We start from the raw sequence: 25,082 nt of genomic DNA, 5'->3' as shown, positions 1-25,082 counted from the left end.
AATTTTCGCCGCCTAAGGTCGTTGACGTGGCAGTGGACATCTCGCTAACCCCACCGCAGCCCCGTCCGAGCGCAGCGGCCATGCGGCGTGCGCTGCGCCGTGCCGCCGACGGTGCGGTGCTCGACGCGACCGAGGCCGCGGTGCTGCTGCACGCGCGCGGCGAGGACCTGGACGCGCTGCTGACTGCAGCCGGCAAGGTGCGGGACGCGCACCTGCTCGCCGAAGGGCGTCCCGGGGTCGTCACGTACAGCAGGTCGGTGTTCATCCCGCTGACCAGACTGTGCCGCGACCGGTGTCACTACTGCACCTTCGCGACCGTGCCGCACAAGCTGCCCGCCGCGTTCCTCGAACGCGACGAGGTGCTGGCGATTGCCCGCGCGGGTGCCGAACAGGGCTGCAAGGAGGCGCTGTTCACGCTGGGAGACCGGCCGGAGGACCGCTGGCCGGCCGCCAAGGAGTGGCTGGACGCGCGCGGCTACGAGTCCACTTTGGACTACGTGCGGGCGAGTGCCATCGCGGTGCTCGAGGAGACGGGACTGCTGCCGCACCTCAACCCCGGCGTGCTGAGCTGGGAGGAGCTCACCCGGCTCAGGCCGGTCGCGTCCAGCATGGGCATGATGCTGGAGACCACGGCGGAACGGCTGTGGAGCGAGAAGGGCGGGCCGCACTACGGCAGCCCGGACAAGGATCCCGCGGTCCGGCTGCGGGTGCTGACCGACGCCGGACGCGTCAACGTCCCGTTCACCACCGGCATCCTGATCGGCATCGGCGAGACCCTGACCGAGCGTGCCGAGTCGTTGCTCGCGATGCGCCAGGTCGCCAAGCAGTACGGGCACATCCAGGAAGTCATCATCCAGAACTTCCGCGCCAAGCCGGACACGGCGATGCGCGGCATGCCCGACGCCGACCTGACCGAGCTCGCGGCGACGATCGCCGTGGCACGCCTGGTGATGCCGTCGACCGTGAGCGTGCAGGCACCGCCGAACCTGGTCGGCGAGGAGTTCGGCCTGATGCTGCGCGCGGGCGTGGACGACTGGGGCGGCGTCTCGCCGATCACGCCCGACCACGTGAACCCCGAGAAGCCGTGGCCGCAGGTCGACCGGCTCGCGGACATCACCCGCGAGGCCGGTTTCTCGTTGCGGGAACGGCTGAACGTCTACCCGCGCTACGTCCGCGCGGCGGCCGGGCAGTGGATCGACACCCGGCTCACCGCGCACGTTTCCGCGCTGGCACTGGAGAACGGCCTCGCGAACCCGTCGGCCGAAGTGGTCGGCCGCGAGTGGCAGGAGCCCGACGGCGGGCTCGACACGTTCGGGCGCGCGGACCTCAACACCGCGATCGACACCGAAGGTCGCACGAGCGACCGCCGCGGTGACTTCGACGAAGTCTACGGCGACTGGAACGAGCTGAAGGTTCCCGTTGCCCCGCAACGCCTTTCCGAAGACGTCCAACGTGGACTGAAGATCGCCGCCAACGACCCGGCGGCGTTGCTCGAAGACACCGACGCCGCGATGGCGCTCCTCACCGCCGACGGCGACGCGCTGGAGGAGATGGTGAAGCTGGCCGACGACCTGCGGCGCGAGGTGGTGGGCGACGACGTCACGTACGTGGTCAACCGGAACATCAACTTCTCGAACGTCTGCTACGTCGGCTGCCGGTTCTGCGCCTTCGCTCAACGTGAACGAGACGCGGATGCGTTCAGGTTGAGCGCGGAGGAGGTCGCCGACCGCGCCCAGGAAGCGTGGGACGAGGGCGCGACCGAGGTCTGCATGCAAGGCGGCATCGACCCCAAGCTGCCGGTGACCTACTACGCGGACGTCGTGCGCGCGATCAAGAAGCGTCTGCCCGGGATGCACGTCCACGCGTTCAGCCCGATGGAGATCGTGTCGGCCGCGGCGAAGGCGGGCGTGAGCGTCCGCGAGTGGCTGACCGAGCTGAAGGAGGCCGGGCTCGACACGATCCCCGGCACGGCGGCCGAGATCCTCGACGACGACGTCCGGTGGGTGCTGACCAAGGGCAAGCTGCCGACCGCGACCTGGCTGGAGGTCGTCGGCACGGCTCATGAGGTGGGCATTCGTTCTTCGAGCACGATGATGTACGGCCACGTGGACCACCCCGGCCACTGGCTCACCCACCTCAGGGTGCTGGCGAAGCTGCAGGACCGGACCGGCGGGCTCACCGAGTTCGTCGCGCTGCCGTTCGTGCACCGCAACGCCCCGATCTACCTGGCGGGAGTCGCTCGGCCCGGCCCCAGCCGCCGCGACAACCGCGCCGTGCACGCGTTCGCGCGGTTGGCGTTGCACGGGCGCATCGACAACATCCAGTGCTCCTGGGTCAAGCTGGGCGACGAGGGCACCGCGGAGATCCTCAACGGCGGTGCGAACGACATCGGCGGAACGTTGATGGAGGAGACCATCAGCCGCATGGCAGGGTCCGAACACGGGTCGGCGCGTACTGTGCGTGAGCTTGAGACCCTGGCTTCGCTCGCAGGGCGTAACGCCCGTCAGCGGACTACGACATATGGGCGAGTGCGATCCGATCGCGAGTGACCGATAGTCTGATTCGGCGCATCGACGCTACCGGTCATCGGTAGCTTGGCGGCCAATCAGTCAGCAAGGTTCACCCTTCCGGGGTGAGTCTGTGCCTTGGGGAGGCTCGGCAAGTGCACGGCATGAGTCTGGTACTGAGCGCTGCGGTTGAGAGCAGCATGACCGGTACCGCTGCTGGTCCCGTGGGTCTGATCGCGGTCACGGCGGGCGTCGGTGGTCTGGTGTACGGCCTGGTGAAGCGGCGCAAGCCCGCCACGATCCCGGCGGCGAACCAGCGCATCGACCTGGTCCAGCAGGACACCGCGCAGAACTGACTCGCCCGGTCTGAGAAGATTCGTTCGTGTCCACGGAGAGCGCGCCCACCAGTCGTCCCCGAGTGCTGTCCGGCATCCAGCCGACGGCAGGCTCGTTCCACCTCGGCAACTACCTGGGTGCGGTGCGGCAGTGGGTCGCCCTGCAGGAGGACCACGACGCGTTCTACTGCGTCGTCGACCTGCACGCGATCACCGTGGAGCAGAACCCGAAGGAACTGCGCCAGAACACGCGCGTCTCGGCGGCTCAGCTGCTCGCGCTGGGCATCGATCCGGACCGCGCGACGTTGTTCGTGCAGTCGCACGTCCCGGAGCACGCCCAGCTCGGCTGGGTGATGCAGTGCCTCACCGGCTTCGGCGAGGCGTCGCGGATGACGCAGTTCAAGGACAAGTCGTCGCGCTCGGAGGCCGCCGTCGGCGTCGGTCTCTTCACCTACCCGATCCTGCAGGCCGCGGACATCCTGCTGTACCAGGCGCACTACGTGCCGGTCGGCGAGGACCAGCGCCAGCACCTGGAGCTGACCCGCGACCTCGCGACGCGGTTCAACTCGCGCTACGGCAAGACGTTCCGCCTGCCCGAGGCGTACATCGTCAAGGACACGGCCAAGATCTTCGACCTGCAGGACCCGACGGCGAAGATGAGCAAGTCGGTGCCCGGCGGTGTCGTCGAGCTGCTGGAGGACCCGAAGCGCTCGGCCAAGAAGATCCGCTCCGCGGTCACCGACACCGGTCGCGAGATCATCTTCGACCCCGAGAACAAGCCGGGCGTGTCGAACCTGCTGACGATCTACTCGGCCCTGACCGGCCGTTCGATCGATTCGCTGGTCGCGGACTACGACGGCAAGGGCTACGGCGACCTGAAGAAGGACCTGGGCGAGGTCTTCACCGAGTGGGTCACGCCGGTCCAGGAACGCGTCCGCACGTACCTCGACGACGTGGCCTCGCTGGACAAGATCCTGGCCCGCGGTGCCGAGCGCGCCCGCGAGGTGGCGTCGGTCACGTTGCGCCGCTCGTACGAGAAGATCGGGTTCGTTCTGCCCGAGTAGTGCGCTTGCACTAGCGTCTCGACCGTGGACAAGTGGCGGCGGAAGTACGCGTGGCTCGACCACATCCTGCTGGCCTACGAGCGCTACACGGAGCGCTACGGCACCCACTACGCGGCCGCGGTCACGTACTTCAGCGTGCTGTCGCTCGTGCCGATCCTGATGATCGGCTTCGCGGTGGCCGGTTTCGTGCTGCAGTCCCAGCCGGACCTGCTGGCGCAGCTGCGCGAGAGCATCGCCGAGGCCGTGCCGGACAAGCACTTGGTCGACCAGATCAACGACGCCGTGAACAACGCCCTGGACTCCAAGGGCACGGTCGGCATCATCGGCCTGCTCGGTGCCGCCTACTCCGGCCTGGGCTGGATGAGCAACCTCCGTGACGCGCTGACCGCGCAATGGGGTCACGCCAGGGAGAACCTCCCGTTCTTCGGCACGTTGTGGCGCGACCTGCTGGCGCTGGTCGGCCTCGGCCTCGCGATCGTGCTGTCGTTCGGCATCACGGCCGCGGGTACCGGGTTCGCGAAGGACCTGCTCGGCTGGCTGGGCTTCGAGGACGCGGGGTGGGCGCGCGCCCTGGTGCGCATCGCCGCGATCATCCTGTCGTTGCTCGCGAACTGGCTGGTGTTCCTGTGGGTGCTCGCCCGGTTGCCGCGCAAGCCGGTCGGGCTGCGCAGCGCGTTGCGCGGGGCGCTGGCGGCCGCGATCGGGTTCGAGGTGCTCAAGCAGGCGGCGACGATCTTCCTGTCGTTCGTGACCCGGTCGCCGACCGCGGCGGCGTTCGGGTCGGTCATCGGTGTGCTGGTGTTCGCGAACCTGGTGGCGCAGTTCCTGCTGTTCATCACGGCCTGGACGGCCACCGCGCGGGAGAACCGGGAGCCGGAGGTCGTCGCGGCGCCGCCTCCTGCCGTGATCCAGCCGGTGATCTCGGTCCGGCGCGGTCCTTCGCCGTCGTTGCTGCTCGGGGCCGGTGCGGTGGTCGGTGCGTTGCTCGGGATCAGGTGGCGCCGGTGAGGGCCGCGCGCTTCAGCGTGTGGATCACCGGGGCGGTCTCCATCCGTTCGATGCCCTCGATGGTCGCGACCCGTTCGGTCAGGTACGCGTAGAGCGCGTCGATGTCGCGGCACACGACCTTCGCGAGCAGGTCGGCCGGTCCGGTCGTGATCGCCGCGAGCGCGACTTCCGGCTGCCGGGCGAGGGCCTGCGCGGCGGTCACCAGGTGCTTGGGGCGCGCGGACATCCACAGGATCGCCTGGGCGTGGAACCCGAGCACCGCCGGGTCCATGTCGACGTCGAAGTAGAGAAGCCCGTTGGCGCGCAGCTGGTTCACCCGGCGCCGCACGGTCGGTTCGGACCACCCGGTGGCCGCGGCCAGGTCGGTGAACGACGCACGGCCGTCCTCGCGCAGCAACGCCACCAGGCGTTCGTCGACCTCGGGCTCCTGGGCCGCGTCGGTGTCGAAGGACGGCGTGAGCTGGGTGACCTGGTCCGCGGTGAGCGCGCCCGCGCGGCCGTGCCAGCCGACCGGACCGCCGACGAACGACCGCAGCAGGCAGTGCGCGGACACCGACAGGACCTTCGGGGTGCGCGGAAGTTGTTGCAGCAGCAGGGCTTCCGGGGCGTTGTCCGCGCGGATGACGCACGAGATCTCGGTGCCGCCGGACGTGAGCTGCACCCACGTCGTGTCCGGCCGGCCCGCCAGAGCTCGCGCGACCGGCACGGCGGTGTCCGGGGCGCAGCTCAGCCGCAGGAACCACTCCACCTGCCCGGCCTTGCGGGCGTCGATCATGCCGACCACCCGCAGCGCGCCGCTCTCGCGCAGCTTCCGGTAGCGCCTGGCCACGGTCTGCTGGGACGTGCCGAGGACCTTCGCGACGTGGTTGAACTGGGCGCGGCCGTCGATGTGCAGCGCGTGCAGCACGGCGCGGTCGAGATCATCGAGTGTCACTTTTTTCATGGTAGGCGTGTCTTGGTGGAAGTATTCGTCGTCTGTTGTGTTGTTTGCGGTAGTTCTGATCGCAGAAATCTAGCTTCGCGGACATGACACAGCCTTACCGCTGGCGGTGGCCGGCGCTCGCCGCGTTGCTGCTCGCCGAAGCCATGAACCTGTTCGACTCCACGGTGATGCCGATCGCGGCGCCCGCGGTTCGCACCGACCTCGCGCTGAGCGACACCGTGCTGCAGTGGCTCACCAACGGCTACACGCTCCCGTTCGGCCTGCTGCTGATCGTCGGAGGACGGCTCGGTGACGTCCTCGGGCGTCGGCGGGTGTTCGTGCTCGGCATGCTCGTTTTCGTGCTGTGCTCCGTGTTGTGCGCGTGGGCGCCGCACGCCGTGGTGCTGCTGACGGCCCGCGTGGTCCAGGGCGCGAGCGCGGCGATGATCATCCCGCAGACGTTCGGCCTGATCCGCGCGATGTTCGACGGCGACGAGGTGCCCAAGGCGCTGGGCACGATCGGGCCGGTCATGGCGTTGTCGGCGTTGTGCGGGCCGGTGGTCGGCGGCCTGCTGACCGACTCGATCGGCTGGCGCGCGGTGTTCTTGGTGAACGTGCCGCTCGGGCTCGCCGTCCTGGCCGCCGCGCCGTTGATCCGCGAGGATCGCTCGGCCACCCCGCCGAAGCTGGGCGGGCTGCTGCGCGGCCGGGTGTTCCCGGCGTCGCTGGCCGGTTCGCTGCTGTTCTTCGCGGTGATGAACGGCCTGGTGTTCGTGCTGGTGCTGTTCCTGCAGCTGCGTTCCGGCCAGACGCCCACCGGTGCCGCGCTCACGCTGCTGCCGTGGTCTGCGGGGCTCGCGCTGGGTTCGTGGGTCGCGGGGTCCGTGCTCGTGCCGAGGTTCGGGACGGGGGTGATGCGCGCCGGTCTCGTGCTGGTGCTGGTCGGCCTGGCGGGGATCGCGGTGTCGTTCACGGCGGTGCCGTTGCTGGTCGCCGGAATCGGGCTCGGGGTGTTCACCGTGCCGTTCTTCGGCAACGCGCTGTCGGTCGCGGCCCCGCACGAGACCGGCTGGGCCTCCGGCCTGCTGAACGCGGTGCAGCAGCTCGGCGCGACGGTCGGGGTGGCCCTGCTGGGCGCGGTGTTCTTCCGGTTCGGCACGACCGCCGCGGTGCTCACGTCGATGGTGCTGATCGCCGGTGTGCTGGCGCTGACCGCCGTGATGATCAGAGGGACTGCGGGAAGTTCAGCAGCCTTGTCGGGTCGTAGTGCGCCTTGAAGTCCTTCAACCGGGCGAGGTTCTCGCCGTGGTAGGCGGTCAGCGGGTCGTCCAGGTGCGGGTCGGGGAAGTTCGGGTAGACGCGGCCGGACGCGTGGTGGTGCACGCCCGCCCACGACCTGTGCACCCAGTCCGCGTCGGCGCTCACGTGCTCGATCATGAACCGCTCGGCGCGGTGGGCGAACGCGGTCGCGGTGGCCGGGACTCGGTTGTAGGCACCGCCCATCGGGGTGAAGTTGAGCTCCCGGCCCGGTGCCAGGCCGGCGAGCAGCGTCGTGACCGCCTGGTCCGGCAGCGAGCGGCGGAAGAACTCGGACCTGCTGGTCACCGGCCCCGGTCCGAGGTCACCGAGGTCGTCGAAGGACTGCTTCAGCTCGTGGTACGGCATGGTGCTGATGTCGCTGGTCGCCGGAGCGAGATCGACGAGATCGCCGGGCTCTCCGGCTCCGAACACGATCACCCGCTGCGCGTCGATCTTGAGGTTCGCGCTCAGCTCGTCCGGTGCGTCGGGTGCGATCTCCTGCCAGGCGCGCAGCACGTCCCGCGCTCCGGTGCCGGGCCAGGTCAGCACGAACCTCGTCGTCCGCTCGGCCGGAACCGGGTCGAAGACGAGTTTCGTGACCACACCGAACTGGCCACCGCCCGCGCCGCGCAACGCCCAGAAGAGGCCGGGCTCCCGGTCAGCCGCGCAGTCGACGACCGCGCCGTCCGGGAGCACGACCTGGGCCGCGCGCAACCGGTCCGAGGTCAGGCCGTGGCGACGGCCGAGCAGGCCGAGCCCGCCGCCGAGGGTGAGGCCGGCGATGCCGACCGCCGGACCGCACCCCGCAGGCAGGGTCAGGCCGTGCCGGTCCAGCCCGGCGTACACCTCGGCCAGCCGGGCACCGGCGCCGATCACGGCCATCCCGTCCTGGACCGACACGTCGTTCATCGGCGTGAGATCGATGACGATGCCGTTGGTGGAGGAGCGGCCGGCGAAGCAGTGCCCGCCACCGCGCGGGGTGATGTGCGTGCCCGACTCTCTTGCGTGCGCCAGAGCCTGCGTGACGTCGTCGGTGTTGAAGCACCGCACGATCGCACGGGGGCGGATGTGGTGGTAGTTGGGCAGCGCGGGCAGGCGGAGGCGTTCGTAGTCGGGATGGCCCGGTGCCACGACTTCCCCTGAGTCGGTCATCGCAACCCCCTTGGAAAGCAGAACGGCTCCCAGCGTGCGCCGGGAGCCGTTCCGGTGTGCCTTTGCCGTGCGCTCAGACGCCCTGTGCCGCCTGGCGGCGTGCCCGTGCCGCCTTGGCCCTCTTGTTGCGGATGTAGAGGAACACGGCGGCCAGCAGGCCGACGCCCGCGATGGCCGTGATCGGCAGGCCGACGGTGCCGAACGCGGTGGGCGTCGGGCGGCTGGAACCGGAGTCGGAGCCTGCGGCCGTGTCGGTGGTGTTGCTGTTGCTGGTCTGGGTGGAGGTGACGTTCGGCTTGGGCTGCGGGGCGCCGTCGACCAGCTTGCCGACGCCGCCGGGGCCCATCGCGAAGCCGTAGTCGAGGAGCTTCGCGGCCTGGTTGGTGATGTGCGTGGGCTGCTGCTGGCCGCGCAGCAGGACGACGACGAGGCGGCGGCCGTTGCGTTCGGCGGCGCCCACGTAGGTGTGCTGGGCGTCGTCGGTGAAGCCGGTCTTGCCGCCGATGGCGCCTTCGTAGCTCGTCATCAGGCGGTTGTCGTTCGTCAGCATGATCGTGCCGCCGTTACGGCCGGGGAACTGCGCCTGCTGCAGCTTGATGGCCTGCGCGAACTCGTCGTACTTCATCGCGCCGCGGAAGATCAGGGCGACGTCGTAGGCGGAGGTGCTGGTGCCGGGGCCGTCGAGGCCGGACGGCGTCACGGCGCGGGTGTCGAGGGCGCCGAGCTCCTTCGCCATGGCGTTCATCTTGCGCAGGGCGTTCGGAACGCCGCCGAGCTGGCGGGCCAGCGTGTGCGCCACGTCGTTGCCCGACGTGAGCAGCAGGCCCTGCAGCAGCTGGCGGATCGTGTACTGGCCGCCGTCCTTGAGCCCCACGCAGGTGCACTCCTGCTCAGTGTCCTCGGCGGAGGCGGTGACGACGAGGTCGCCGCGCAGCTCCTTGGCGACGACCATCGCGAGCAGCACCTTGATGACGCTCGCCGGACGCTGACGACCGTGCGGGTCGTACGCGGCGATGACGGCGCCGCTGTCCATGTCCGCGAGCAGCCACGACGCGGCGGTGATGCCGCTCGGGGGCTGCGCCTGGTTCGGCGGCAGGATCAAGCCGCACTCGCCCAGCCGGTCGCCACCGATCGGCTTCTCCGGCACCTCGAGCGGGGCGGGGGCCTTCTGGCCGGGCGTCGGTTGCTCGGACGTGTCCACCGGTGGGGGCGGGGTCTCGCGGTTCGCGCACTGCGCCGAGGCGGCCTGCTGTGCGGTGCCGGTCGGTGCGGCGAACGCGGCTGTGGCCGTTGCTAGGACCAGGGCGACGATGAGCCGTTTCGTGAAGGGCACGGCTCCAGGCTATCCACCCCCGTTTAGCGCCTTGCACGCACCACGTCCGATACTGGTCGTCGTGAAGCTCTCGCGCCCGATGTCACTCTTCCTGGTGGCTTTCGGAGTGTGGTCGTGGGTGATCTGGCCCACGTTCCTGAAGAACATCTGGAAAGACTCGCGTTCGTTCAGCGACGGACCTACCCCGTTCTTCACGGTGCACCTGGTGCTCGTGATCGCCTCGCTCGTGTTCGGCACCGTCATCGGCGTGCTGGGTGTGCGGGGCTTCCTGGCCACTCGACGTCGATAGGAAAAACGCTGTGGAGTTCGTACGCCTGCTGCTGGTGTTCCTGCACCTGCTGGGCATGGGCCTGCTCGTCGCGATGATCATGTTGCAGGCCAGGGCCGGCAAGGACGCTCCGGTCAACAAGGGCTGGCTGCACGGTGCGGCTCTGCAGCTTCTGACCGGTGTGGCGCTGGTCGCCATCGACCCGTTGGTCGACTCGGTGAAGTACGACCACATCAAGATCGGCGTCAAGCTGCTGGTCCTCGTGGCCATCGCCGCCGTCGTGGCCGTCAACCTCAACAAGCCGAAGGCCCCGTCCTGGCTGCTGCCGACGGCGGCGTCCCTTGTCGTGCTGAACGTGGGTGTGGCGGTCTTCTGGACCTGATCGAGCGATGTCGGGTGCACGGGTGGGTGACGTGCGCTCGCTGCCCGTGCGACGCGGCGTGTCCCGGCCAACCATCGTGGCATGTCACGTATCGCCTACATCGGTCTGCTCACCGCCGGTGCAGTGCTGACGATCGTCGCGCTGCACGGTGCCGCTCCCGAGGCCGAGGCCTCGGGGGATGGCCGGGTGTGCGTCAAGGCGTGGTGCCCGAAAGACCGTCCAGCGCGGGGAGTGCCGGTGCCGAGAGGTGGCGACACCTCGACGACCACGACCGCGTACACCACCACGACGACGACGCCGTGCACCACCACGACCACCAGCACCGGGACGACCACTTCGACAACCACGTCGTACACGACTTCGTCGACGACGACCTCGTCCACGACCACTCCACCGGCGTCGACCACGACACCTCCGGTCACGACCACGTCTTCGGTCACGACGACGCCTCCGGTCACGACGACCAAACCGCCGGTGACCACGTCGCCACCGGTCACGACGCCTCCACGCCACCAGGACAACCGCCTGGCGAGCACAGGCGCCGACGTCGGCTGGCTGCTGGTGCTGGGCGTGCTGCTCGGCATCGCGGGCGTGCTCCTGCTGCTGATCGACCGCAGGAGGCTGTTCCGGCGCTGACCGTCAAAAATTGTCGGTGTCGCTCGTCACACTGACTCCATGCTCATCGAACACCTGCGCGACCGCAGCGATCTCGGAGTCATCAGCGCCACCGCCCTGAGGTCGCCGGGGGTCTCGGACCCCTGGCGGCGCTGCGGGCCGGGCGGGCCGTGGCAGCGCATGCACCCAGGCGTGGTGCTGCTGCACAACGGCCCGCCGACACGCGACCAACAGGTCACCGCGGCCCTGCTGCGCGCGGGCCCGGAGGCCGTTCTGACGGGCGCCGAAGCCGGCCTTCCCGCCACCGGGCCCGAGATCCACGTCCTCGTGCCGGGCCGCTCCGCGGGCTCCGGCCGGCTGATCGTCGAACGCGCCTCACCGATGCCCGCTTCTCGCGAGGTGGGCGGATTCCCCGTCGTGTCCGTGGAGCGGGCCGTGGTCGACGCCTGCCGTCGGCTGCGTTCTGTCGACGCCGTCACCGCCCTGATCGCCGCCGTCCGACGCGGCCGCTGCACGCCTTCGAGCCCCGCCGCCGAGTCCCGCACCAACCGCTACGGCACCAAGCTGGTCCGCGAGGCCCTCAAGGAACTGGGCCGCGCGGAATCGGTGTCCGAACGCGACGCCCGCCGCCTCTCCCGCAGGATCCGCCTCACCACGCCGCACTGGAACGTCACGATCGCGGACTCCGACGGCCTGATCATCGGCAGACCCGGCGCCTGGTTCGACGACGTGGGCCTGGCCTGGGAGATCGACTCGAGGGCGTTCCACTTCGGACCGCGCGACTACGAACGCACGCTCGCCCGCAACAGCCGTTGTGCCGCGGCGGGAATCCTGGTCGTGCAGATGCTCCCGACCCGGTCTGCGAGACAGTCCGGAGGCGGTGGCGCGGGAGTTGCGGAAGGCGCACGAGGCGGCTGCGGCACGGCCCAGGCCGCCGGTGCGGATCGTGGAGCCGCGATGACCGTGGGCCGGAGACGGGCGCCGCCTGCGGCAACGGTGTGCTGCCGGGTGAGCGTGGTGCGCCGAGACCGAGCGGCTGCGGCCGGAAACCCGAAAGCGCCGCGTCCCCACCGGGAACGCGGCGCCTCGAAAGGAGAGCCGAAACTCAGACGCGCTTGAACAGCAGCGCCCGCTTCACTTCCTGGATCGCCTTCGTCACCTGGATGCCACGCGGGCAGGCGTCGGTGCAGTTGAAGGTGGTCCGGCACCGCCACACGCCGTCGATGTCGTTGAGGATGTCGAGCCGCTCCTCAGCGCCCTCGTCGCGTGAGTCGAAGATGAACCGGTGCGCGTTCACGATGGCCGCCGGGCCGAAGTACGAGCCCTCGGTCCAGTACACCGGGCACGACGTAGTGCAGCACGCGCACAGGATGCACTTCGTGGTGTCGTCGAAGCGCTCGCGGTCGGCCACGGACTGGATGCGCTCGCGCGTCGGCTCGTTGCCGTAGGTCACCAGGTACGGCTTGACGGCACGGAACGCCTCGAAGAACGGTTCCATGTCGACGAGCAGGTCCTTGTTCACCGGCAGGCCCTTGATGGGCTCGATGGTGATCGTGGTGGGCTTGCCGGAAGCAGCCAGCAGGTCCTTCAGCAGGACCTTGCACGCCAGGCGGTTGACGCCGTTGATGCGCATCGCGTCCGAGCCGCAGATGCCGTGGGCGCAGGAACGCCGGAACGTCAGGGTGCCGTCCACGTACCACTTGATGTAGTGGAGGAGGTTGAGCACGCGGTCCGACGGCAGCGCGGGGATGTCGAACGAGTCCCAGCGGGGCTCGTCGTCGAACTCCGGGTTGAACCGGCGGATCTTCACGGTGACCGTGACAGCGCCGTCCGGAACCGGCGGCTGGGAGCCGCGCGAGCCAGCAGTGGTTTCAGCGGTGGCGGTCATCAGTACTTGCGCTCCATCGGCTTGTACCGGGTAAAGGTGACGGGCTTGTAGTCGAGGCGGATGTCCGCGGTCAGACCGTCGCCCTGCTTGTAGAACATGCTGTGGCGCATGAAGTTCGTGTCGTCGCGGTTCGGGTAGTCCTCGCGGGCGTGGCCGCCGCGGGACTCCTTGCGCGCCAACGCGCCTACGACCAGCACCTCGGCCAGCTCCAGCAGGAAGCCGAGCTCGACGGCCTCCAGCAGGTCGGTGTTGAAGCGCTTGCCCTTGTCCTGCACCTGGATGTGGGCGTACCGCTCCTTCAGCGCCTGCACGTCGTGCAGCGCCTGCTTCAGCGTGTCCTCGGTGCGGTACACGGACGCGTTGGCGTCCATGGTGGCCTGCAGCTCGGTGCGGATGTCCGCGACGCGCTCCTGGCCGTGCTCGGACAACACCAGCGCGACCTGCGCCTCGACGGCCGCGGCCGGGTTCTCCGGCAGGTCGACGTGCTCGGGGCGCGACAGCGCGTACTCGGCGGCGGCGATGCCCGCGCGACGGCCGAAGACGTTGATGTCCAGCAACGAGTTGGTGCCCAGGCGGTTCGCGCCGTGCACCGACACGCAGGCGCACTCACCGGCGGCGTACAGGCCGGGGACGATGTTGTCGTTGTCCCGCAACACTTCGCCGTGCACGTTCGTCGGGATGCCACCCATCGCGTAGTGCGCGGTCGGGTACACCGGGACGGGCTCGACGACCGGGTCGACGGCCAGGTACGTGCGGGCGAACTCGGTGATGTCGGGCAGCTTGGTCTCCAGCACCTCGGCACCGAGGTGCGTGCAGTCCAGCAGCACGTAGTCCTTGTTCGGGCCGGCGCCGCGGCCTTCCAGCACCTCGAGAGCCATCGAGCGGGCCACGATGTCGCGCGGCGCCAGGTCCTTGATGGTCGGGGCGTAGCGCTCCATGAACCGCTCACCCGAGGCGTTGCGCAGGATCGCGCCCTCGCCGCGGGCGCCCTCGGTCAGCAGGATGCCGAGACCCGCGAGGCCCGTCGGGTGGAACTGGTAGAACTCCATGTCCTCCAGGGGAAGGCCCTTGCGGAAGACGATGCCCATGCCGTCACCGGTCAGCGTGTGGGCGTTCGACGTGGTCTTGAAGACCTTGCCGAAACCACCGGTCGCGAACACGACGGACTTGGCCTGGAAGACGTGGATCTCGCCGGTCGCGAGCTCGTACGCGACGGCGCCGGTGCAGACCGGGCCGTTCTCCGTCTCGGTGAGACAGATGTCGAGCACGTAGAACTCGTTGAAGAACTCGATGCCGTGCTTGACGCAGTTCTGGTAGAGCGTCTGGAGGATCATGTGACCGGTGCGGTCCGCGGCGTAGCAGGCGCGGCGCACGGCGGCTTCACCGTGGTTGCGCGTGTGGCCGCCGAACCGGCGCTGGTCGATCTTGCCCTCGGGCGTGCGGTTGAACGGCAGGCCCATCTTCTCGAGGTCGAGAACGGCGTCGATGGCCTCCTTCGCCATGATCTCGGCGGCGTCCTGGTCGACCAGGTAGTCGCCGCCCTTGATCGTGTCGAAGGTGTGCCACTCCCAGTTGTCCTCCTCGACGTTGGCGAGGGCGGCGCACATGCCGCCCTGGGCCGCGCCGGTGTGCGAACGCGTGGGGTAGAGCTTGGTGAGCACCGCGGTGCGGGCGCGCTGGCCGGACTCGATCGCCGCGCGCATGCCGGCACCACCAGCGCCGATGATGACTACGTCGTACTTGTGGAACTGCATTGTGGTGGGCTCCCCGCGCGGGTCAGTTCGAGATGTTCGGGTCGAAGGTGAAGATCACGAACGTGCCGAGCGAGACGATCAGCACCATCGAGACGTAGAGCAGCATCTTCAACCAGAACCGGGTGGCGTCCTTGCGGGCGTAGTCGTTGATGACCGTCCGCACGCCGTTGCCGCCGTGGATCTGCGCGAGCCAGAGCATCGCGAGGTCCCAGAACTGCCAGAACGGGGACGCCCAGCGGCCGGCCACGAAGCCGAAGTTGATCTTGTGGACGCCGCCGTCGAGGATGTTCATGATGAACAGGTGACCCAGGACCAGGACCACGAGCAGCAGACCGGACAGGCGCATGAACAGCCAGCTGTAGAGCTCGCCGTTGCTGCGGCGGGCCGCGGGACGGCGCGGCTGGCGGGGCTTGTCGAGTGCGAGGGACATGGTCAGTGACCTCCAACCAGGTCGGAGATCGTGCGCTGCATCATGAAGTAGAAGCCGGGGATCATCACGACGACCCAGACGGCCAGCACGGTCCAGAGCATGACCCGCTGGTACTTGGCGCCCTTCTCCCAGAAGTCGACCAGCATGACCCGGATGCCGTTCAGCGCGTGGTAGAGCACCGCGCCGACGAGGCCGACCTCGAAGAGGTTCACGACCGGGTTCTTGTAGGTCTCGATCACCGAGTCGTACGCGTTCGGTGACACTCGGACGAGTGCCGTGTCGAGCACGTGGGTGAAGAGGAAGAAGAACGTGAGGACACCGGTGATCCGGTGGGCGACCCAGGACCACATGCCCAGATCACCGCGGTAGAGCGTCCCACCCCCTCGGGTGGTGCCCGACCGCTCGGGTGCGCCTGCGCTGGTCATGCGCCGAGGCCTCCAACGTCAGTGGTGGTGGTCGGTGAACAGTTCCTTCCGACCATGACCGGGAAATGCTAGTCCCGCACGTCGGACGCGACCCAGCAGGCGCACCCGCTCTGTGATCGATGAGACACGCTGTCGATCGGCCAACCGGTCTTGATCGATCCCGAAATGCGGTCCACGCCACAGTGGAAGTGCACGCGGGGAGCTTTCGTGTCCCAGGAGAGAACGCGGGGGCCCCGCGTGCCGTCCGGAAACGAGGACGGCGGCCTGGACCTCCGCCTTGGTCCGGGCCGCCGTCGGTGGCAAGGGCACTTGCCACCCCCTACACGACGAGCGGCCGCGAACGGTTCAGCTCCGGCGGACATTCGCACGTCAGCGTGGCGACAGCAGGCCGGCTCATCCTGGGGTCATGGGGAGGGGACTTCCGCCGGGCGGACCCGTCGCGGGCCTGTCGTCGGCGCTGGAGCGGTGGGCTTGGCGCGCGGAACTGGGCCGTTTGGACGACGATCAGAGCGGTGAAGCGGCCGAAGAGGACGTTTCGCCACGCGCCGAACACGATTGATCACCGCAGGTGCGGCCAATGCGTCGAATGAGTAACCGATAGGGGTCTTTGTAGGTGCTGGCCGCAACGAGGTTGGTTACTAAGAGGTACGGTGCGCCGTCTAGAACCCAACAACGTCGTTGGGGAGGAACCTCAGGGAGGAGACGAGCCGTGCGTCGTCGTATGCGTGGCGTCGCGGTCGCCGCGATCGCGTTGACCAGCGTGATGACTATGGCCGCCTGCGCGAAGGACTCGGGTGGCGGGAGCAACAACTCGAACACCGGCAGTGGTGCCGCTTGCGAGTTCGCCACGCCTCCCCCCGCGCCCACCACCTCGAACACCAGCGCCGCCGCCGGTGAGAAGGTGGACGGCAGCGCGCTGAAGGTCGGTCTGGCCTACGACATCGGTGGTCGTGGCGACGCGTCGTTCAACGACTCCGCCGCCGCCGGTCTCGACAAGGCGCTCACCGACTTCGGCATCAAGAAGGAGAACGTCAAGGAGCTCTCCGCCGCGCCGAACGAGGACGAGGCCGCGAAGCAGACCCGGCTGCGCCAGCTGGCCACCGAGGGCTTCAACCCGGTCGTCGCCGTCGGCTTCGCCTACGCCGAGTCGCTGAAGGTCGTCGCGCCGCAGTTCCCGAACATCAAGTTCGGTCTCGTCGACTCCGCTGTGGACGGTGCCACCAACGTCACGCCGCTGCTGTTCGCCGAGCAGGAGGGGTCCTTCCTGGCCGGCGTCATCGCCGCGTACCAGAGCAAGAAGTGCCACGTGGGCTTCGTCGGCGGCGTCGAGATCCCGCTGATCCAGAAGTTCGAGGCCGGCTACTTCCAGGGTGCCAAGACCGCCGCGCCGAAGATCCAGATCGACAAGAAGTACATCACCCCGGCCGGTGACTTCTCGGGCTTCCAGGACGCGCCGAAGGGCTCCGAGGCCGCGAAGGGCCTGATCGACAAGGGCGCCGACGTGATCTACCAGGCCGCGGGTGCGTCCGGCAAGGGCATCTTCTCGGCGGCCAAGCAGGGTGGCGTGCTGGCGATCGGTGTCGACTCCGACCAGTACAACCAGGCGACCGTCGCGGACACCAAGGACGTCATCGTCTCGTCGATGCTCAAGCGCGTCGACGTCGCGGTCTACGACTTCATCCGGGCCGCCGCGAAGAACGACCTCGCGTCGCTGCCGAAGGTCTTCGACCTGAAGGTCGGCGGTGTCGGCTACGCCACGTCCGGTGGCAAGATCGACGCGAAGCTGCAGGGCGTCCTCGAGGGCTACAAGGCCCAGATCATCGAGGGCAAGATCAAGGTCGCGGACAAGCCGTAGTCCCGCGTAACCGCAGCAACCGGGCCCTGTGAGGTTTCGCCCTCACAGGGCCTGGTGCGTGGTAGGAGGAGCCTCGACGATGAGCAGTTCCACGTCCGTCCGGACGGACGATCCCCCCGCCGTGGTGCTCACCGGCATCACCAAGCGATTCCCCGGTGTGGTCGCCAACAGCGACGTCCACCTGACCGTCCGCCGCGGCGAGGTGCACGCGCTCTGCGGTGAGAACGGCGCGGGCAAGTCGACCCTGATGAAGATCCTCTACGGCATGCAGGCGCCGGACGAGGGCACCATCGAGGTGAACGGCGAGCAGGTGCGGTTCCGCACGCCGTCCGACGCCATCAAGGCCGGCATCGGCATGGTGCACCAGCACTTCATGCTCGCCGACAACCTCACCGTCCAGGAGAACGTGGTCCTGGGCGCCGAGTCGTTGCACGGCATCGGCCAGAAGGCCCGCAAGCGCATCATCGAGCTGTCAGGCAGGACCGGGCTCAACGTCGACCCCGGCGTGCTCGTCGAGCAGCTCGGTGTCGCCGACCGGCAGCGCGTCGAGATCCTCAAGGTGCTCTACCGCGGCGCCAAGGTGATCATCCTGGACGAGCCGACCGCCGTGCTCGTGCCGCAGGAGGTCAACGAGCTCTTCGACACCGTCCGCGGCATGCAGGAGCAGGGCTACACCTTCCTGTTCATCTCGCACAAGCTCGACGAGGTCCGCGCGATCGCGGACTCGGTCACGGTGATCCGCCGCGGCACGACCGTCGGCAGCGCGGACCCGAAGACCGTGTCGTCGCGGCAGCTCGCCGAGATGATGGTCGGCAGCGAGCTGCCCAGCCCGGAGACCCGCGAGTCCACCGTCACCGACAAGGTCGTGCTGGACGTCAAGGGCCTCAAGCTGATGACCCCCGACGGCTCGCGGCCAATTCTCGACGACGTCGATCTGGTGGTCCGCTCCGGCGAGGTCGTCGGCATCGCCGGTGTCGAGGGCAACGGCCAGACCGAGCTGGTCGAGACGATCATGGGCATGCGCAAGGCGGGCAGCGGCACGATCACGTTGCTGGACAAGGACCTCACCAAGCTGGGCACGCTCGCGCGGCGCGAGGCGGGCATCGGCTACATCCCCGAGGACCGCCACCGGCACGGCCTGCTGCTCACGCAACCTCTTTGGTACAACCGGATTCTCGGCTACCAGACCCGCAAGCCGACGTCCAAGGGCATCTGGCTCGACACCGACGGCGCCAAGCGGGACACCGAGCGGATCGTCAGCGAGTTCGACGTCCGCACGCCGGGCATCGACGTTCCGGCGGCCGCTCTTTCCGGTGGTAACCAGCAGAAGCTCGTCGTCGGCAGGGAACTGTCCGGCGACCCGGTGCTGCTGATCGCCTCGCACCCGACTCGCGGTGTCGACGTCGGCGCGCAGGCGTTGATCTGGGACGAGATCAAGCGCGCCCGTGCCGCAGGTCTGGCCGTGCTGCTGATCTCCGCCGACCTGGACGAGCTGATCGGCCTCTCGGACACGATCAAGGTCATGCTGCGCGGCCGCCTGGTGGCCGACGCCGATCCGAGCACCGTCACGCCCGAGGACCTCGGCAGCGCCATGACGGGTGCCGGCAGCACCAGCGCCGCGGTCCAGGAGACCGCCGCGGTCGAGGAAGGCGAGAACTGATGGGGCACCTGCGCGGCAAACTCCTGCCGCCCGCGTTGGCGATCGTCTTCTCGATGCTGCTGTGCGGCGTGGCGCTCGTGATCTCGGGCGCGAACCCGCTCCGCGCGTTCGGTGTGATGGTGACGCAGGTCGGCAAGGGCTCGACGTTCGTCGACATCATCAACTCGACGGGCATCTACTACATCGCGGCGCTCGCGGTGGCGATCGGGTTCCAGATGAACCTGTTCAACATCGGTGTCGAGGGCCAGTACCGCGTCGCGGCCGTCGTCGCCGCGGTGGTCGGTGGCTCGATCGCGCTGCCTCCGGGCATCCACACGCTGGCGATCATCATCGTCGGCGCGCTCGCCGGTGCCGCCTGGGCCGCGATCCCCGCGATCCTCAAGGTGACCCGCGGCGTGAACGAGGTCATCTCGACGATCATGATGAACGGCCTGGCGATCGGCCTGTCGGCCTACCTGATCCGCCGCGACGTCTTCGGTGAGCTGCGGGGCAACAACATCCGCACGCCGGAGATCCCGGAGAGCGGCTGGATGCCCGGCATCTCGTTCGGCGGCTCCGGCACGATGTTCGGCTTCCTGTTCGTGGCCATCGCGCTCGGCGTCGGTTACTGGATCATGATGAACCGCACCCGGTTCGGCTTCGAGCTGCGCGCCTCCGGTGAGTCGTCGACCGCCGCGTCGGCCGGTGGCGTCAACGCCAAGAAGATGGTGCTGGTGTCGATGCTGCTCTCCGGCGCCATCGCGGGCCTGATCGGCCTGCCGGAGATGCTCGGCCGCGACCACACGTTCAGCCTGAACTTCACCGCGGGCATCGGGTTCTCGGGCATCGCGATCGCGCTGCTCGGCCGCAACCACCCCGGTGGCATCGCGTTCGGCGCGCTGCTGTGGGCGTTCCTCGACAAGTCGGGTCTCGCGCTCGACAACGTCGGTGTGCCAAGGGAGATCGTCACCATCATGCAGGGCTCGATCGTCCTGTCGGTCGTCGTCGCGTACGAGGTGGTGCGCCGCGTCGAGCTCGCCGCGGAACAGCGCCGCGTCGGCCGTGAGCTCGGAACTGTCGGAGGTGCCGCGTGATCACGACGATGGAGGAGAAGCCCCGCGTCCCGGCGGCGCCGCGCAAGCGCAAGCTCCCCGGCTGGGCCGTCGGCCTGCTCGGGGTCGCGGGCGCGATCGTGCTGCTTTCGGTCACCTCGTACCAGACCGGCTTCCTGCAGCTGACGTCGTCCGGCACCACGCAGACCGCGGTCCGGCTGGCGCTGCCGATCCTGCTGGCCGGTCTCGGCGGCCTGTGGTCGGAACGCGCCGGTGTGGTCAACATCGGCCTCGAAGGCATGATGATCATGGGTACCTGGGGTGCGGCGTGGGCCGGCTACCAGTGGGGCCCGTGGGCGGCGGTCGTCGCGGCCGTCGTGTTCGGCGCGCTGGGCGGACTGCTGCACGCGATCGCCACGGTCTCGTTCGGCGTCAACCACATCGTCTCCGGTGTGGCGATCAACCTGCTCGGCGCCGGCGTGACGAAGTACCTGTCGACGCTGATCTTCCAGCCGCTGTCGCACAACCCGCGGCAGTCGCCGCCGGTCCAGCCGTTCGACACGTACTCGGCGGCCGGTCTCGCGGACTGGCTCGGTGACCTGGAGCAGGGCAAGCGGCTGATCATCTCGGACGTCGCGGGCATCCTGCGCGGCCTGGTCACCGGTGTCTCGCCGCTGACGATGCTGACCATCCTGCTCGTGCCGCTGTCGTACTACCTGTTGTGGCGCACCAGGTTCGGTCTGCGCCTGCGCTCGGTCGGCGAGAACCCGCACGCCGCGGACTCGCTGGGTGTGAAGGTGTACTTCCACAAGTACGTCGCCGTGATCGTCTCCGGTGGTCTCGCCGGTCTCGGTGGCGCGGCCCTGGTGCTGAACCCCGGCCAGCTGTCCTATTTGGAGGGTCAGACCGGTGGTCGCGGCTTCATCGGCCTCGCCGCCATGATCTTCGGCAACTGGCGGCCCGGCGGCCTGCTGGGGGGTGCGGCGCTGTTCGGCTACGCCGACGGCCTGCAGCTGCGTTCGGGCGGCGAGACCGTGCTGGCGCTCGTCTACGGCGTGGTGCTGCTGCTCGGCGTGATCGTCGTCTGGCAGCTGATTCGCCGGCGCTGGTTCTCCGCCGCCGCGGCGATCATCGTGGCCGTGCTGCTGTACCTGCTGTACATCAGCCTCGACGAGATCCCGAGCGAGTTCGTGGCCTACGCCCCGCACATGGTGACGCTGGCCGTGCTGGCCGTGGCGTCGCAGCGGTTGCGGATGCCGGCCGCCGACGGTCTGGTGTACCGCCGTGGTTGATTGGGATCTCCTCAGGGCACGGGCGGTGGAAGCGGCGTCGTTCGCCCACTGCCCGTACTCCGGGCTTCAGGTGGGCGCGGCGGCGTTGTGCGACGACGGCCGCATCGTGACCGGGTGCAACGTCGAGAACGCCTCGTACGGCCTCGGCCTGTGCGCCGAGTGCACCATGGTCGGCCAGCTGCGGTTGACGGGCGGCGGCCGGTTGGTCGCGGTCGCCTGCCGCAGCGGCTCGGGTGAGCTGCTGATGCCGTGCGGGCGTTGCCGCCAGGTGATCTACGAGTTCGGTGGGCGTGAGTGCCTCGTCGACACCGCGCGCGGGCCGCTGCCGATGACCGAGGTGCTGCTCGACGCGTTCGGACCGGAGGACCTGCCATGAGTTTCTCTGCTGTGGACGTCATCCGCGCCAAGCGCGACGGCCTCGTCCTCTCGGACGCTCAGATCGACTGGGTCATCGACGCCTACACACGCGGCGTCGTCGCGGACGAGCAGATGTCCGCGCTGGCCATGGCGATCTTCTTCAACGGCATGACCTCCGCCGAGACCGCGCGCTGGACGCAGGCGATGATCTCGTCGGGCGAGCGGTTGTCGTTGCACGTGGACCGCCCGACCGTGGACAAGCACTCGACCGGCGGCGTCGGCGACAAGATCACGCTGCCGCTGGCTCCCCTGGTCGCCGCCTGCGGTGCCGCGGTGCCGCAGCTGTCCGGTCGCGGGCTCGGCCACACCGGCGGGACGCTGGACAAGCTGGAGTCGATCCCGGGGTGGCGAGCCGCACTGTCCACTTCGGAGATTCTCGCGCAGCTCTCCTCGGTCGGCGCGGTGGTTTGTGCTGCGACGGAAGGTCTTGCGCCCGCTGACCGCAAGCTCTACGCGTTGCGCGACGTCACCGGGACCGTCGAGGCGATTCCGCTGATCGCGTCCTCGATCATGTCGAAGAAGATCGCCGAGGGTGCCGAGTCCCTGGTCCTGGACGTGAAGGTCGGTTCCGGTGCGTTCATGAAGGACCTGGCGTCCGCTCGCGCTCTGGCCGAGGCTCTGGTGGCCATCGGCGTCGAGCACGGCGTGCGGATCTCGGCTCTGCTGACCGACATGTCGGTGCCTCTCGGCCGTGCCGTCGGCAACGCGGTCGAGGTGGCCGAGTCCGTTGACGTGTTGCGCGGTGGCGGGCCTGCCGACGTGGTGGAGCTGACCGTGGCACTGGCCGCGGAAATGCTGTCGCTGGCCGGGATCTCCGCTGATCCGGCGAAGGTGCTGGCTTCCGGCGAGGCTTACGAGACGTGGGCGCGGATGATCCGGGCCCAGGGCGGCGATCCCGAGGCTGACCTGCCCGTCGCGTCGCACAAGCACGTCGTGACGGCGCCTGCTGCCGGTGTTTTGTCCACTTTGGACGCGTATGGCGTCGGGGTGGCGGCGTGGCGGCTCGGGGCCGGCCGGGCGCGCAAGGAGGACCCGGTGCAGGCCGGTGCCGGGGTGCTGTGCCTGGCCAAGCCCGGTGACGTCGTTGCCGAGGGGCAGCCGTTGCTGGAGCTGTACACCGACACCCCGGACGCGGTCGAGGGCGCGTTGCAGGCTCTCGAAGGTGCCTACTCGGTCTCGGAGTCCGCGCCGGAACGTTCACCGCTGGTGATCGACACGATCCGCGGCTGACGTCGCCTGATCGGGAACGGCAGCGTCGGCACCAGGTCGTCGACGAGGTCGTTCCCGAACACGCACAGCGTTTGCTCCCACGGATGACCGAAGGTGCCCTGGGACATGTCCTCGGTGAGGAAGATGTAGTAGTCCCCGTCGGGAAACGGCGTCACGGGCGACGGCGGCCAGCGCGTCGCATCGGCGATCGCGTGCGGCCGGAACCAGTACGACGAGTGTTGCCAGTCCAGCACCAGCAGCCTCGTGGTGTCGTCGAACACCCGTTGGAAGGACTCCAGGACCAGCTGGTCCACCCGCTTCGCACCCGTCTCGAACTCGGCGGTGCCGCTTGCGTCGAAGATCGGCGACAGGTCGACGGTGACCGAGCCGGGTGGTTCGTCGATGGCGGGTCCCGCGGGGCGGTAGTTCGGTGTGAACCCGAACTTCCGCTCGAACTCGTCCCACAGGTGCCGGTCCTCCGGGATGTACTCGAACGCCTCGTGAGTCACAGGTGGAGCCTAACGACAAACGGCCCCGGAGCTCATCGAGCTCCGGGGCCGTCCCAAGTGGTCAGACGGGGACGATCAGGCGCCCTCGGCCGCCAAGTCGTCGTCGTCCATGTCCTTGCCGCCGTTGACCGGCTTGGCACCGTTCTTGCGCGTGCGGCGCTGCGGGCGCGGCAGGGCGGTGGGCGGCGGGGGAGGCGTGGGCGAACCGCCGCCGAGGATGAGCTCGGCGAAGGTGGCCATGGCCTCGTCCAGCTGGCCGCCGATGCGCAGTTCGGACTCCTGGTTCGACTTGCGGACCAGGGACTGCAGCGCGTCGGTGTCCGGGCGGGCGCCGACGGTCTCGGCGACCTTGGACAGGCCCGCGTCCACGGAACCGCCGAGCTCGGCGATGCGGGTCGCGAAGTCGTCCTCGACCTTGTCCAGGCGGTCGGTCATGGTGTCGAGCTTCGAGGTGACCTGCTCCAGGCGGCCGGCGAGGGCCTCCAGGCGGTCGGCCGCGTCGACCTGGTCGCGGGACTGCTCGATCGCCGCGTACAGGGCGGTGCGGGCCTCGTCCAGCTTGCCGTTGACGACGTCGCGGGTGTCGGCGACGGCGGCGGCCAGCTCGGTGCGGGTCTCCGCGAGGGAGGAGGCCAGCGCGTCGCGGGTCTCGGTGACGGCTCCGGACAGCTCGCCGCGGGTCTCGGCCAGCGTGCCGGCCAGTTCGCCGCGGGTGTCGGCGAGGGCGCCGGACAGCTGGTTGTGGCGGTCGGTGACGGTGGACGTCAGCTTCTCGCGGCTGTCCGCGATCGCGCCCGCCAGCTCCCCACGGCTGTCGGCGATCGCGGCGATCAGCTCGGCACGGGCGGCGGCCAGCGAGTCGCGGGACTCGTCGGCGCGGCCGTGCAGGCTGGAGAAGGAGTCGTTCAGGATCTTCTGCAGCGCCTCGCGGGTGCCGTCGAGGTGCTCGTGCACGCCCTCGTCGACCTCGTCGAGGCGGCCGCGCAGCGCGGCTTCGAGGGCCTCGATGCGCTCGCGCAGCGGGTTGGTGACGGCGCCCGGGATCGCGTCGACCTTGCCGTCCTGCTTGTCCAGGTGGCCGTCGAGGTCGTCGATGCGCTTGTGGATGCTCGCGAGCTTGTCCTCGAGACCGTCCATGCGGCCCGCGACGCCCTCGAAGCGGCCGGCGACGCCGTCGAGGCGGCCGTCCAGCTGCGCGAACGGCTTGGCCAGCTTGTCCACCAGGGCGTCGACCGCGCGACCGATGTCGGCGACGGCGTTGTCCTGGGCCTCCAGCTTGGCGAGGGCCTCGTCCAGCCGCTCCGCGAGCACGCTGACCTCGGTGCGGTCCGGCAGCTCCGACAGGCGCTTGCGGACCGAACCCAGCGACTCCAGAGGTGACATTCGGGCGTGGATCTCGTCCAGCGCGTCGAAGATCTGCTGCTGCTCGCTCTCACGGATCTCCGCGGCGCGCGTGAGCATGTTGCGCATCCGATCGAAGGACATCGTGGAGTTGTTGTTCTCTGTCACGGCTGAGTGCCTTCGTCCAGGGGAGGGGGAGACCACGGGAGCCTATCCGCGTCACGGGACGTGTCTGTACCACCCCCGCCAGAAAACGGCCGGGTGCGGACGGGCGACTGACCCGATCAGGCTACCCGATTGGGCCGAATGCCAAGTTACCGGCGGGAAGCACGCGACAGCGGCGGGTGAAGTTCCTACCTTGGGGTGACTCAAGCCCCATTCGTGGT

The 25,082-nt window shown here is 69.1% G+C and carries 25 protein-coding genes; 15 read left to right on the top strand and 10 right to left on the bottom strand.

Annotation, left to right across the window (positions count from 1 at the left end; translation table 11 throughout):
* Nucleotides 1–26: 26 nt before the first annotated feature.
* The 4 genes from ABZV40_RS01825 (at nucleotide 27) to yhjD (ending at nucleotide 4,914) form a co-directional block, all read left to right on the top strand.
* A complete protein-coding gene (locus ABZV40_RS01825) occupies nucleotides 27–2,549 on the top strand; it encodes a bifunctional FO biosynthesis protein CofGH (protein ID WP_355434251.1) in 2,523 nt (840 codons plus the stop codon).
* A gap of 122 nt (nucleotides 2,550–2,671) precedes the next feature.
* Nucleotides 2,672–2,863: a hypothetical protein gene (locus tag ABZV40_RS01820; protein ID WP_355434248.1), complete on the top strand. Its 192-nt coding sequence runs from the start codon at nucleotides 2,672–2,674 to the stop codon at nucleotides 2,861–2,863.
* 26 nt (nucleotides 2,864–2,889) lie between these two features.
* Entirely contained in the window at nucleotides 2,890–3,906 is a 1,017-nt protein-coding gene (gene trpS, locus ABZV40_RS01815) for a tryptophan--tRNA ligase (protein ID WP_355434245.1), read from the top strand.
* Nucleotides 3,907–3,930: 24 nt separating this feature from the next.
* Nucleotides 3,931–4,914 carry an inner membrane protein YhjD gene (gene yhjD, locus ABZV40_RS01810; RefSeq protein WP_355434242.1) on the top strand — a complete coding sequence of 328 codons (984 nt, stop codon included), beginning with the start codon at nucleotides 3,931–3,933 and terminating at the stop codon, nucleotides 4,912–4,914.
* On the opposite strand, the gene ABZV40_RS01805 is transcribed toward yhjD, so the two are convergent.
* The gene (locus ABZV40_RS01805; RefSeq protein ID WP_355434239.1) at nucleotides 4,898–5,848 is read right to left on the bottom strand and encodes an Lrp/AsnC family transcriptional regulator; all 951 of its coding nucleotides are present in this window, start codon (nucleotides 5,846–5,848) and stop codon (nucleotides 4,898–4,900) included. The genes yhjD and ABZV40_RS01805 overlap by 17 nt on opposite strands.
* Before the next feature lie 92 nt (nucleotides 5,849–5,940).
* Here ABZV40_RS01805 and ABZV40_RS01800 point away from each other — a divergent pair, with 92 nt between their 5' ends.
* Nucleotides 5,941–7,113 (top strand): MFS transporter, encoded by a 1,173-nt coding sequence (locus tag ABZV40_RS01800; protein WP_355434236.1) that lies wholly within the window; start codon nucleotides 5,941–5,943, stop codon nucleotides 7,111–7,113.
* On the opposite strand, the gene ABZV40_RS01795 is transcribed toward ABZV40_RS01800, so the two are convergent.
* Nucleotides 7,061–8,287 carry an FAD-binding oxidoreductase gene (locus tag ABZV40_RS01795; protein ID WP_355434233.1) on the bottom strand — a complete coding sequence of 409 codons (1,227 nt, stop codon included), beginning with the start codon at nucleotides 8,285–8,287 and terminating at the stop codon, nucleotides 7,061–7,063. The two genes, ABZV40_RS01800 and ABZV40_RS01795, sit on opposite strands and share 53 nt — an antisense overlap.
* 73 nt (nucleotides 8,288–8,360) lie before the next feature.
* A complete protein-coding gene (locus tag ABZV40_RS01790; RefSeq protein WP_355434231.1) occupies nucleotides 8,361–9,620 on the bottom strand; it encodes a D-alanyl-D-alanine carboxypeptidase family protein in 1,260 nt (419 codons plus the stop codon).
* A gap of 61 nt (nucleotides 9,621–9,681) precedes the next feature.
* On the opposite strand from ABZV40_RS01790, the gene ABZV40_RS01785 reads away from it, so the two are divergent.
* Together ABZV40_RS01785 and ABZV40_RS01780 are read left to right on the top strand one after the other, a co-directional pair.
* The gene (locus ABZV40_RS01785) at nucleotides 9,682–9,909 is read left to right on the top strand and encodes a hypothetical protein (protein WP_355434228.1); all 228 of its coding nucleotides are present in this window, start codon (nucleotides 9,682–9,684) and stop codon (nucleotides 9,907–9,909) included.
* Between the two features lie 10 nt (nucleotides 9,910–9,919).
* Nucleotides 9,920–10,270 carry a hypothetical protein gene (locus tag ABZV40_RS01780; protein WP_355434225.1) on the top strand — a complete coding sequence of 117 codons (351 nt, stop codon included), beginning with the start codon at nucleotides 9,920–9,922 and terminating at the stop codon, nucleotides 10,268–10,270.
* A gap of 95 nt (nucleotides 10,271–10,365) precedes the next feature.
* Here ABZV40_RS01780 and ABZV40_RS01775 read toward each other — a convergent pair whose 3' ends face one another.
* Nucleotides 10,366–10,767 (bottom strand): hypothetical protein, encoded by a 402-nt coding sequence (locus ABZV40_RS01775; RefSeq protein WP_355434222.1) that lies wholly within the window; start codon nucleotides 10,765–10,767, stop codon nucleotides 10,366–10,368.
* Here ABZV40_RS01775 and ABZV40_RS01770 point away from each other — a divergent pair.
* Complete coding sequence (locus tag ABZV40_RS01770; protein WP_355434219.1) at nucleotides 10,745–10,906, top strand: LPXTG cell wall anchor domain-containing protein; 162 nt, start codon at nucleotides 10,745–10,747, stop codon at nucleotides 10,904–10,906. The genes ABZV40_RS01775 and ABZV40_RS01770 overlap by 23 nt on opposite strands.
* A gap of 39 nt (nucleotides 10,907–10,945) precedes the next feature.
* Nucleotides 10,946–12,004, top strand: a complete 1,059-nt coding sequence (locus ABZV40_RS01765) for a hypothetical protein (RefSeq protein WP_355434217.1) — start codon at nucleotides 10,946–10,948, stop codon at nucleotides 12,002–12,004.
* Here ABZV40_RS01765 and ABZV40_RS01760 read toward each other — a convergent pair.
* From ABZV40_RS01760 to sdhC, 4 genes are read right to left on the bottom strand one after another with little or no spacing between them, the layout of a single operon-like run.
* Nucleotides 11,991–12,773, bottom strand: coding sequence for a succinate dehydrogenase iron-sulfur subunit (locus ABZV40_RS01760; RefSeq protein ID WP_355434215.1), 783 nt, complete (start codon nucleotides 12,771–12,773; stop codon nucleotides 11,991–11,993). The two genes, ABZV40_RS01765 and ABZV40_RS01760, sit on opposite strands and share 14 nt — an antisense overlap.
* Complete coding sequence (gene sdhA / locus ABZV40_RS01755; protein ID WP_355434212.1) at nucleotides 12,773–14,527, bottom strand: succinate dehydrogenase flavoprotein subunit; 1,755 nt, start codon at nucleotides 14,525–14,527, stop codon at nucleotides 12,773–12,775. Before sdhA ends, ABZV40_RS01760 begins: the two co-directional genes overlap by 1 nt.
* Before the next feature lie 22 nt (nucleotides 14,528–14,549).
* Nucleotides 14,550–14,963: a succinate dehydrogenase hydrophobic membrane anchor subunit gene (locus ABZV40_RS01750; protein ID WP_355434957.1), complete on the bottom strand. Its 414-nt coding sequence runs from the start codon at nucleotides 14,961–14,963 to the stop codon at nucleotides 14,550–14,552.
* Complete coding sequence (gene sdhC / locus ABZV40_RS01745; protein ID WP_355434209.1) at nucleotides 14,960–15,382, bottom strand: succinate dehydrogenase, cytochrome b556 subunit; 423 nt, start codon at nucleotides 15,380–15,382, stop codon at nucleotides 14,960–14,962. The genes ABZV40_RS01750 and sdhC overlap by 4 nt, the downstream gene beginning before the upstream one ends.
* Before the next feature lie 721 nt (nucleotides 15,383–16,103).
* Here sdhC and ABZV40_RS01740 point away from each other — a divergent pair.
* The 6 genes from ABZV40_RS01740 to ABZV40_RS01715 all read left to right on the top strand — a co-directional run bounded on the left by ABZV40_RS01740 (nucleotide 16,104) and on the right by ABZV40_RS01715 (nucleotide 22,867).
* Complete coding sequence (locus tag ABZV40_RS01740) at nucleotides 16,104–17,237, top strand: BMP family ABC transporter substrate-binding protein (RefSeq protein ID WP_355434954.1); 1,134 nt, start codon at nucleotides 16,104–16,106, stop codon at nucleotides 17,235–17,237.
* A gap of 79 nt (nucleotides 17,238–17,316) precedes the next feature.
* Nucleotides 17,317–18,897 (top strand): ABC transporter ATP-binding protein, encoded by a 1,581-nt coding sequence (locus ABZV40_RS01735; RefSeq protein ID WP_355434206.1) that lies wholly within the window; start codon nucleotides 17,317–17,319, stop codon nucleotides 18,895–18,897.
* Complete coding sequence (locus ABZV40_RS01730; RefSeq protein ID WP_355434203.1) at nucleotides 18,897–19,970, top strand: ABC transporter permease; 1,074 nt, start codon at nucleotides 18,897–18,899, stop codon at nucleotides 19,968–19,970. Before ABZV40_RS01735 ends, ABZV40_RS01730 begins: the two co-directional genes overlap by 1 nt.
* A gap of 8 nt (nucleotides 19,971–19,978) precedes the next feature.
* On the top strand, nucleotides 19,979–21,220 hold the full coding sequence (locus ABZV40_RS01725; RefSeq protein WP_355434951.1) for an ABC transporter permease: 1,242 nt from the start codon (nucleotides 19,979–19,981) through the stop codon (nucleotides 21,218–21,220).
* Nucleotides 21,213–21,596 (top strand): cytidine deaminase, encoded by a 384-nt coding sequence (locus ABZV40_RS01720; protein ID WP_355434200.1) that lies wholly within the window; start codon nucleotides 21,213–21,215, stop codon nucleotides 21,594–21,596. Before ABZV40_RS01725 ends, ABZV40_RS01720 begins: the two co-directional genes overlap by 8 nt.
* The gene (locus ABZV40_RS01715; RefSeq protein WP_355434197.1) at nucleotides 21,593–22,867 is read left to right on the top strand and encodes a thymidine phosphorylase; all 1,275 of its coding nucleotides are present in this window, start codon (nucleotides 21,593–21,595) and stop codon (nucleotides 22,865–22,867) included. The genes ABZV40_RS01720 and ABZV40_RS01715 overlap by 4 nt, the downstream gene beginning before the upstream one ends.
* Here the strand turns inward: ABZV40_RS01715 and ABZV40_RS01710 are convergent.
* Together ABZV40_RS01710 and ABZV40_RS01705 are read right to left on the bottom strand one after the other, a co-directional pair.
* Nucleotides 22,804–23,355, bottom strand: coding sequence for a DUF2716 domain-containing protein (locus ABZV40_RS01710; protein ID WP_355434194.1), 552 nt, complete (start codon nucleotides 23,353–23,355; stop codon nucleotides 22,804–22,806). The two genes, ABZV40_RS01715 and ABZV40_RS01710, sit on opposite strands and share 64 nt — an antisense overlap.
* A 75-nt stretch (nucleotides 23,356–23,430) precedes the next feature.
* A complete protein-coding gene (locus tag ABZV40_RS01705; RefSeq protein WP_355434191.1) occupies nucleotides 23,431–24,840 on the bottom strand; it encodes a hypothetical protein in 1,410 nt (469 codons plus the stop codon).
* Nucleotides 24,841–25,082 lie beyond the last annotated feature (242 nt).

It is taken from the genome of Lentzea sp. NPDC004782, assembly GCF_040609115.1.
Taxonomy (GTDB): Bacteria; Actinomycetota; Actinomycetes; order Mycobacteriales; family Pseudonocardiaceae; genus Lentzea.
This window is presented reverse-complemented; position numbering and strand designations above follow the sequence as displayed.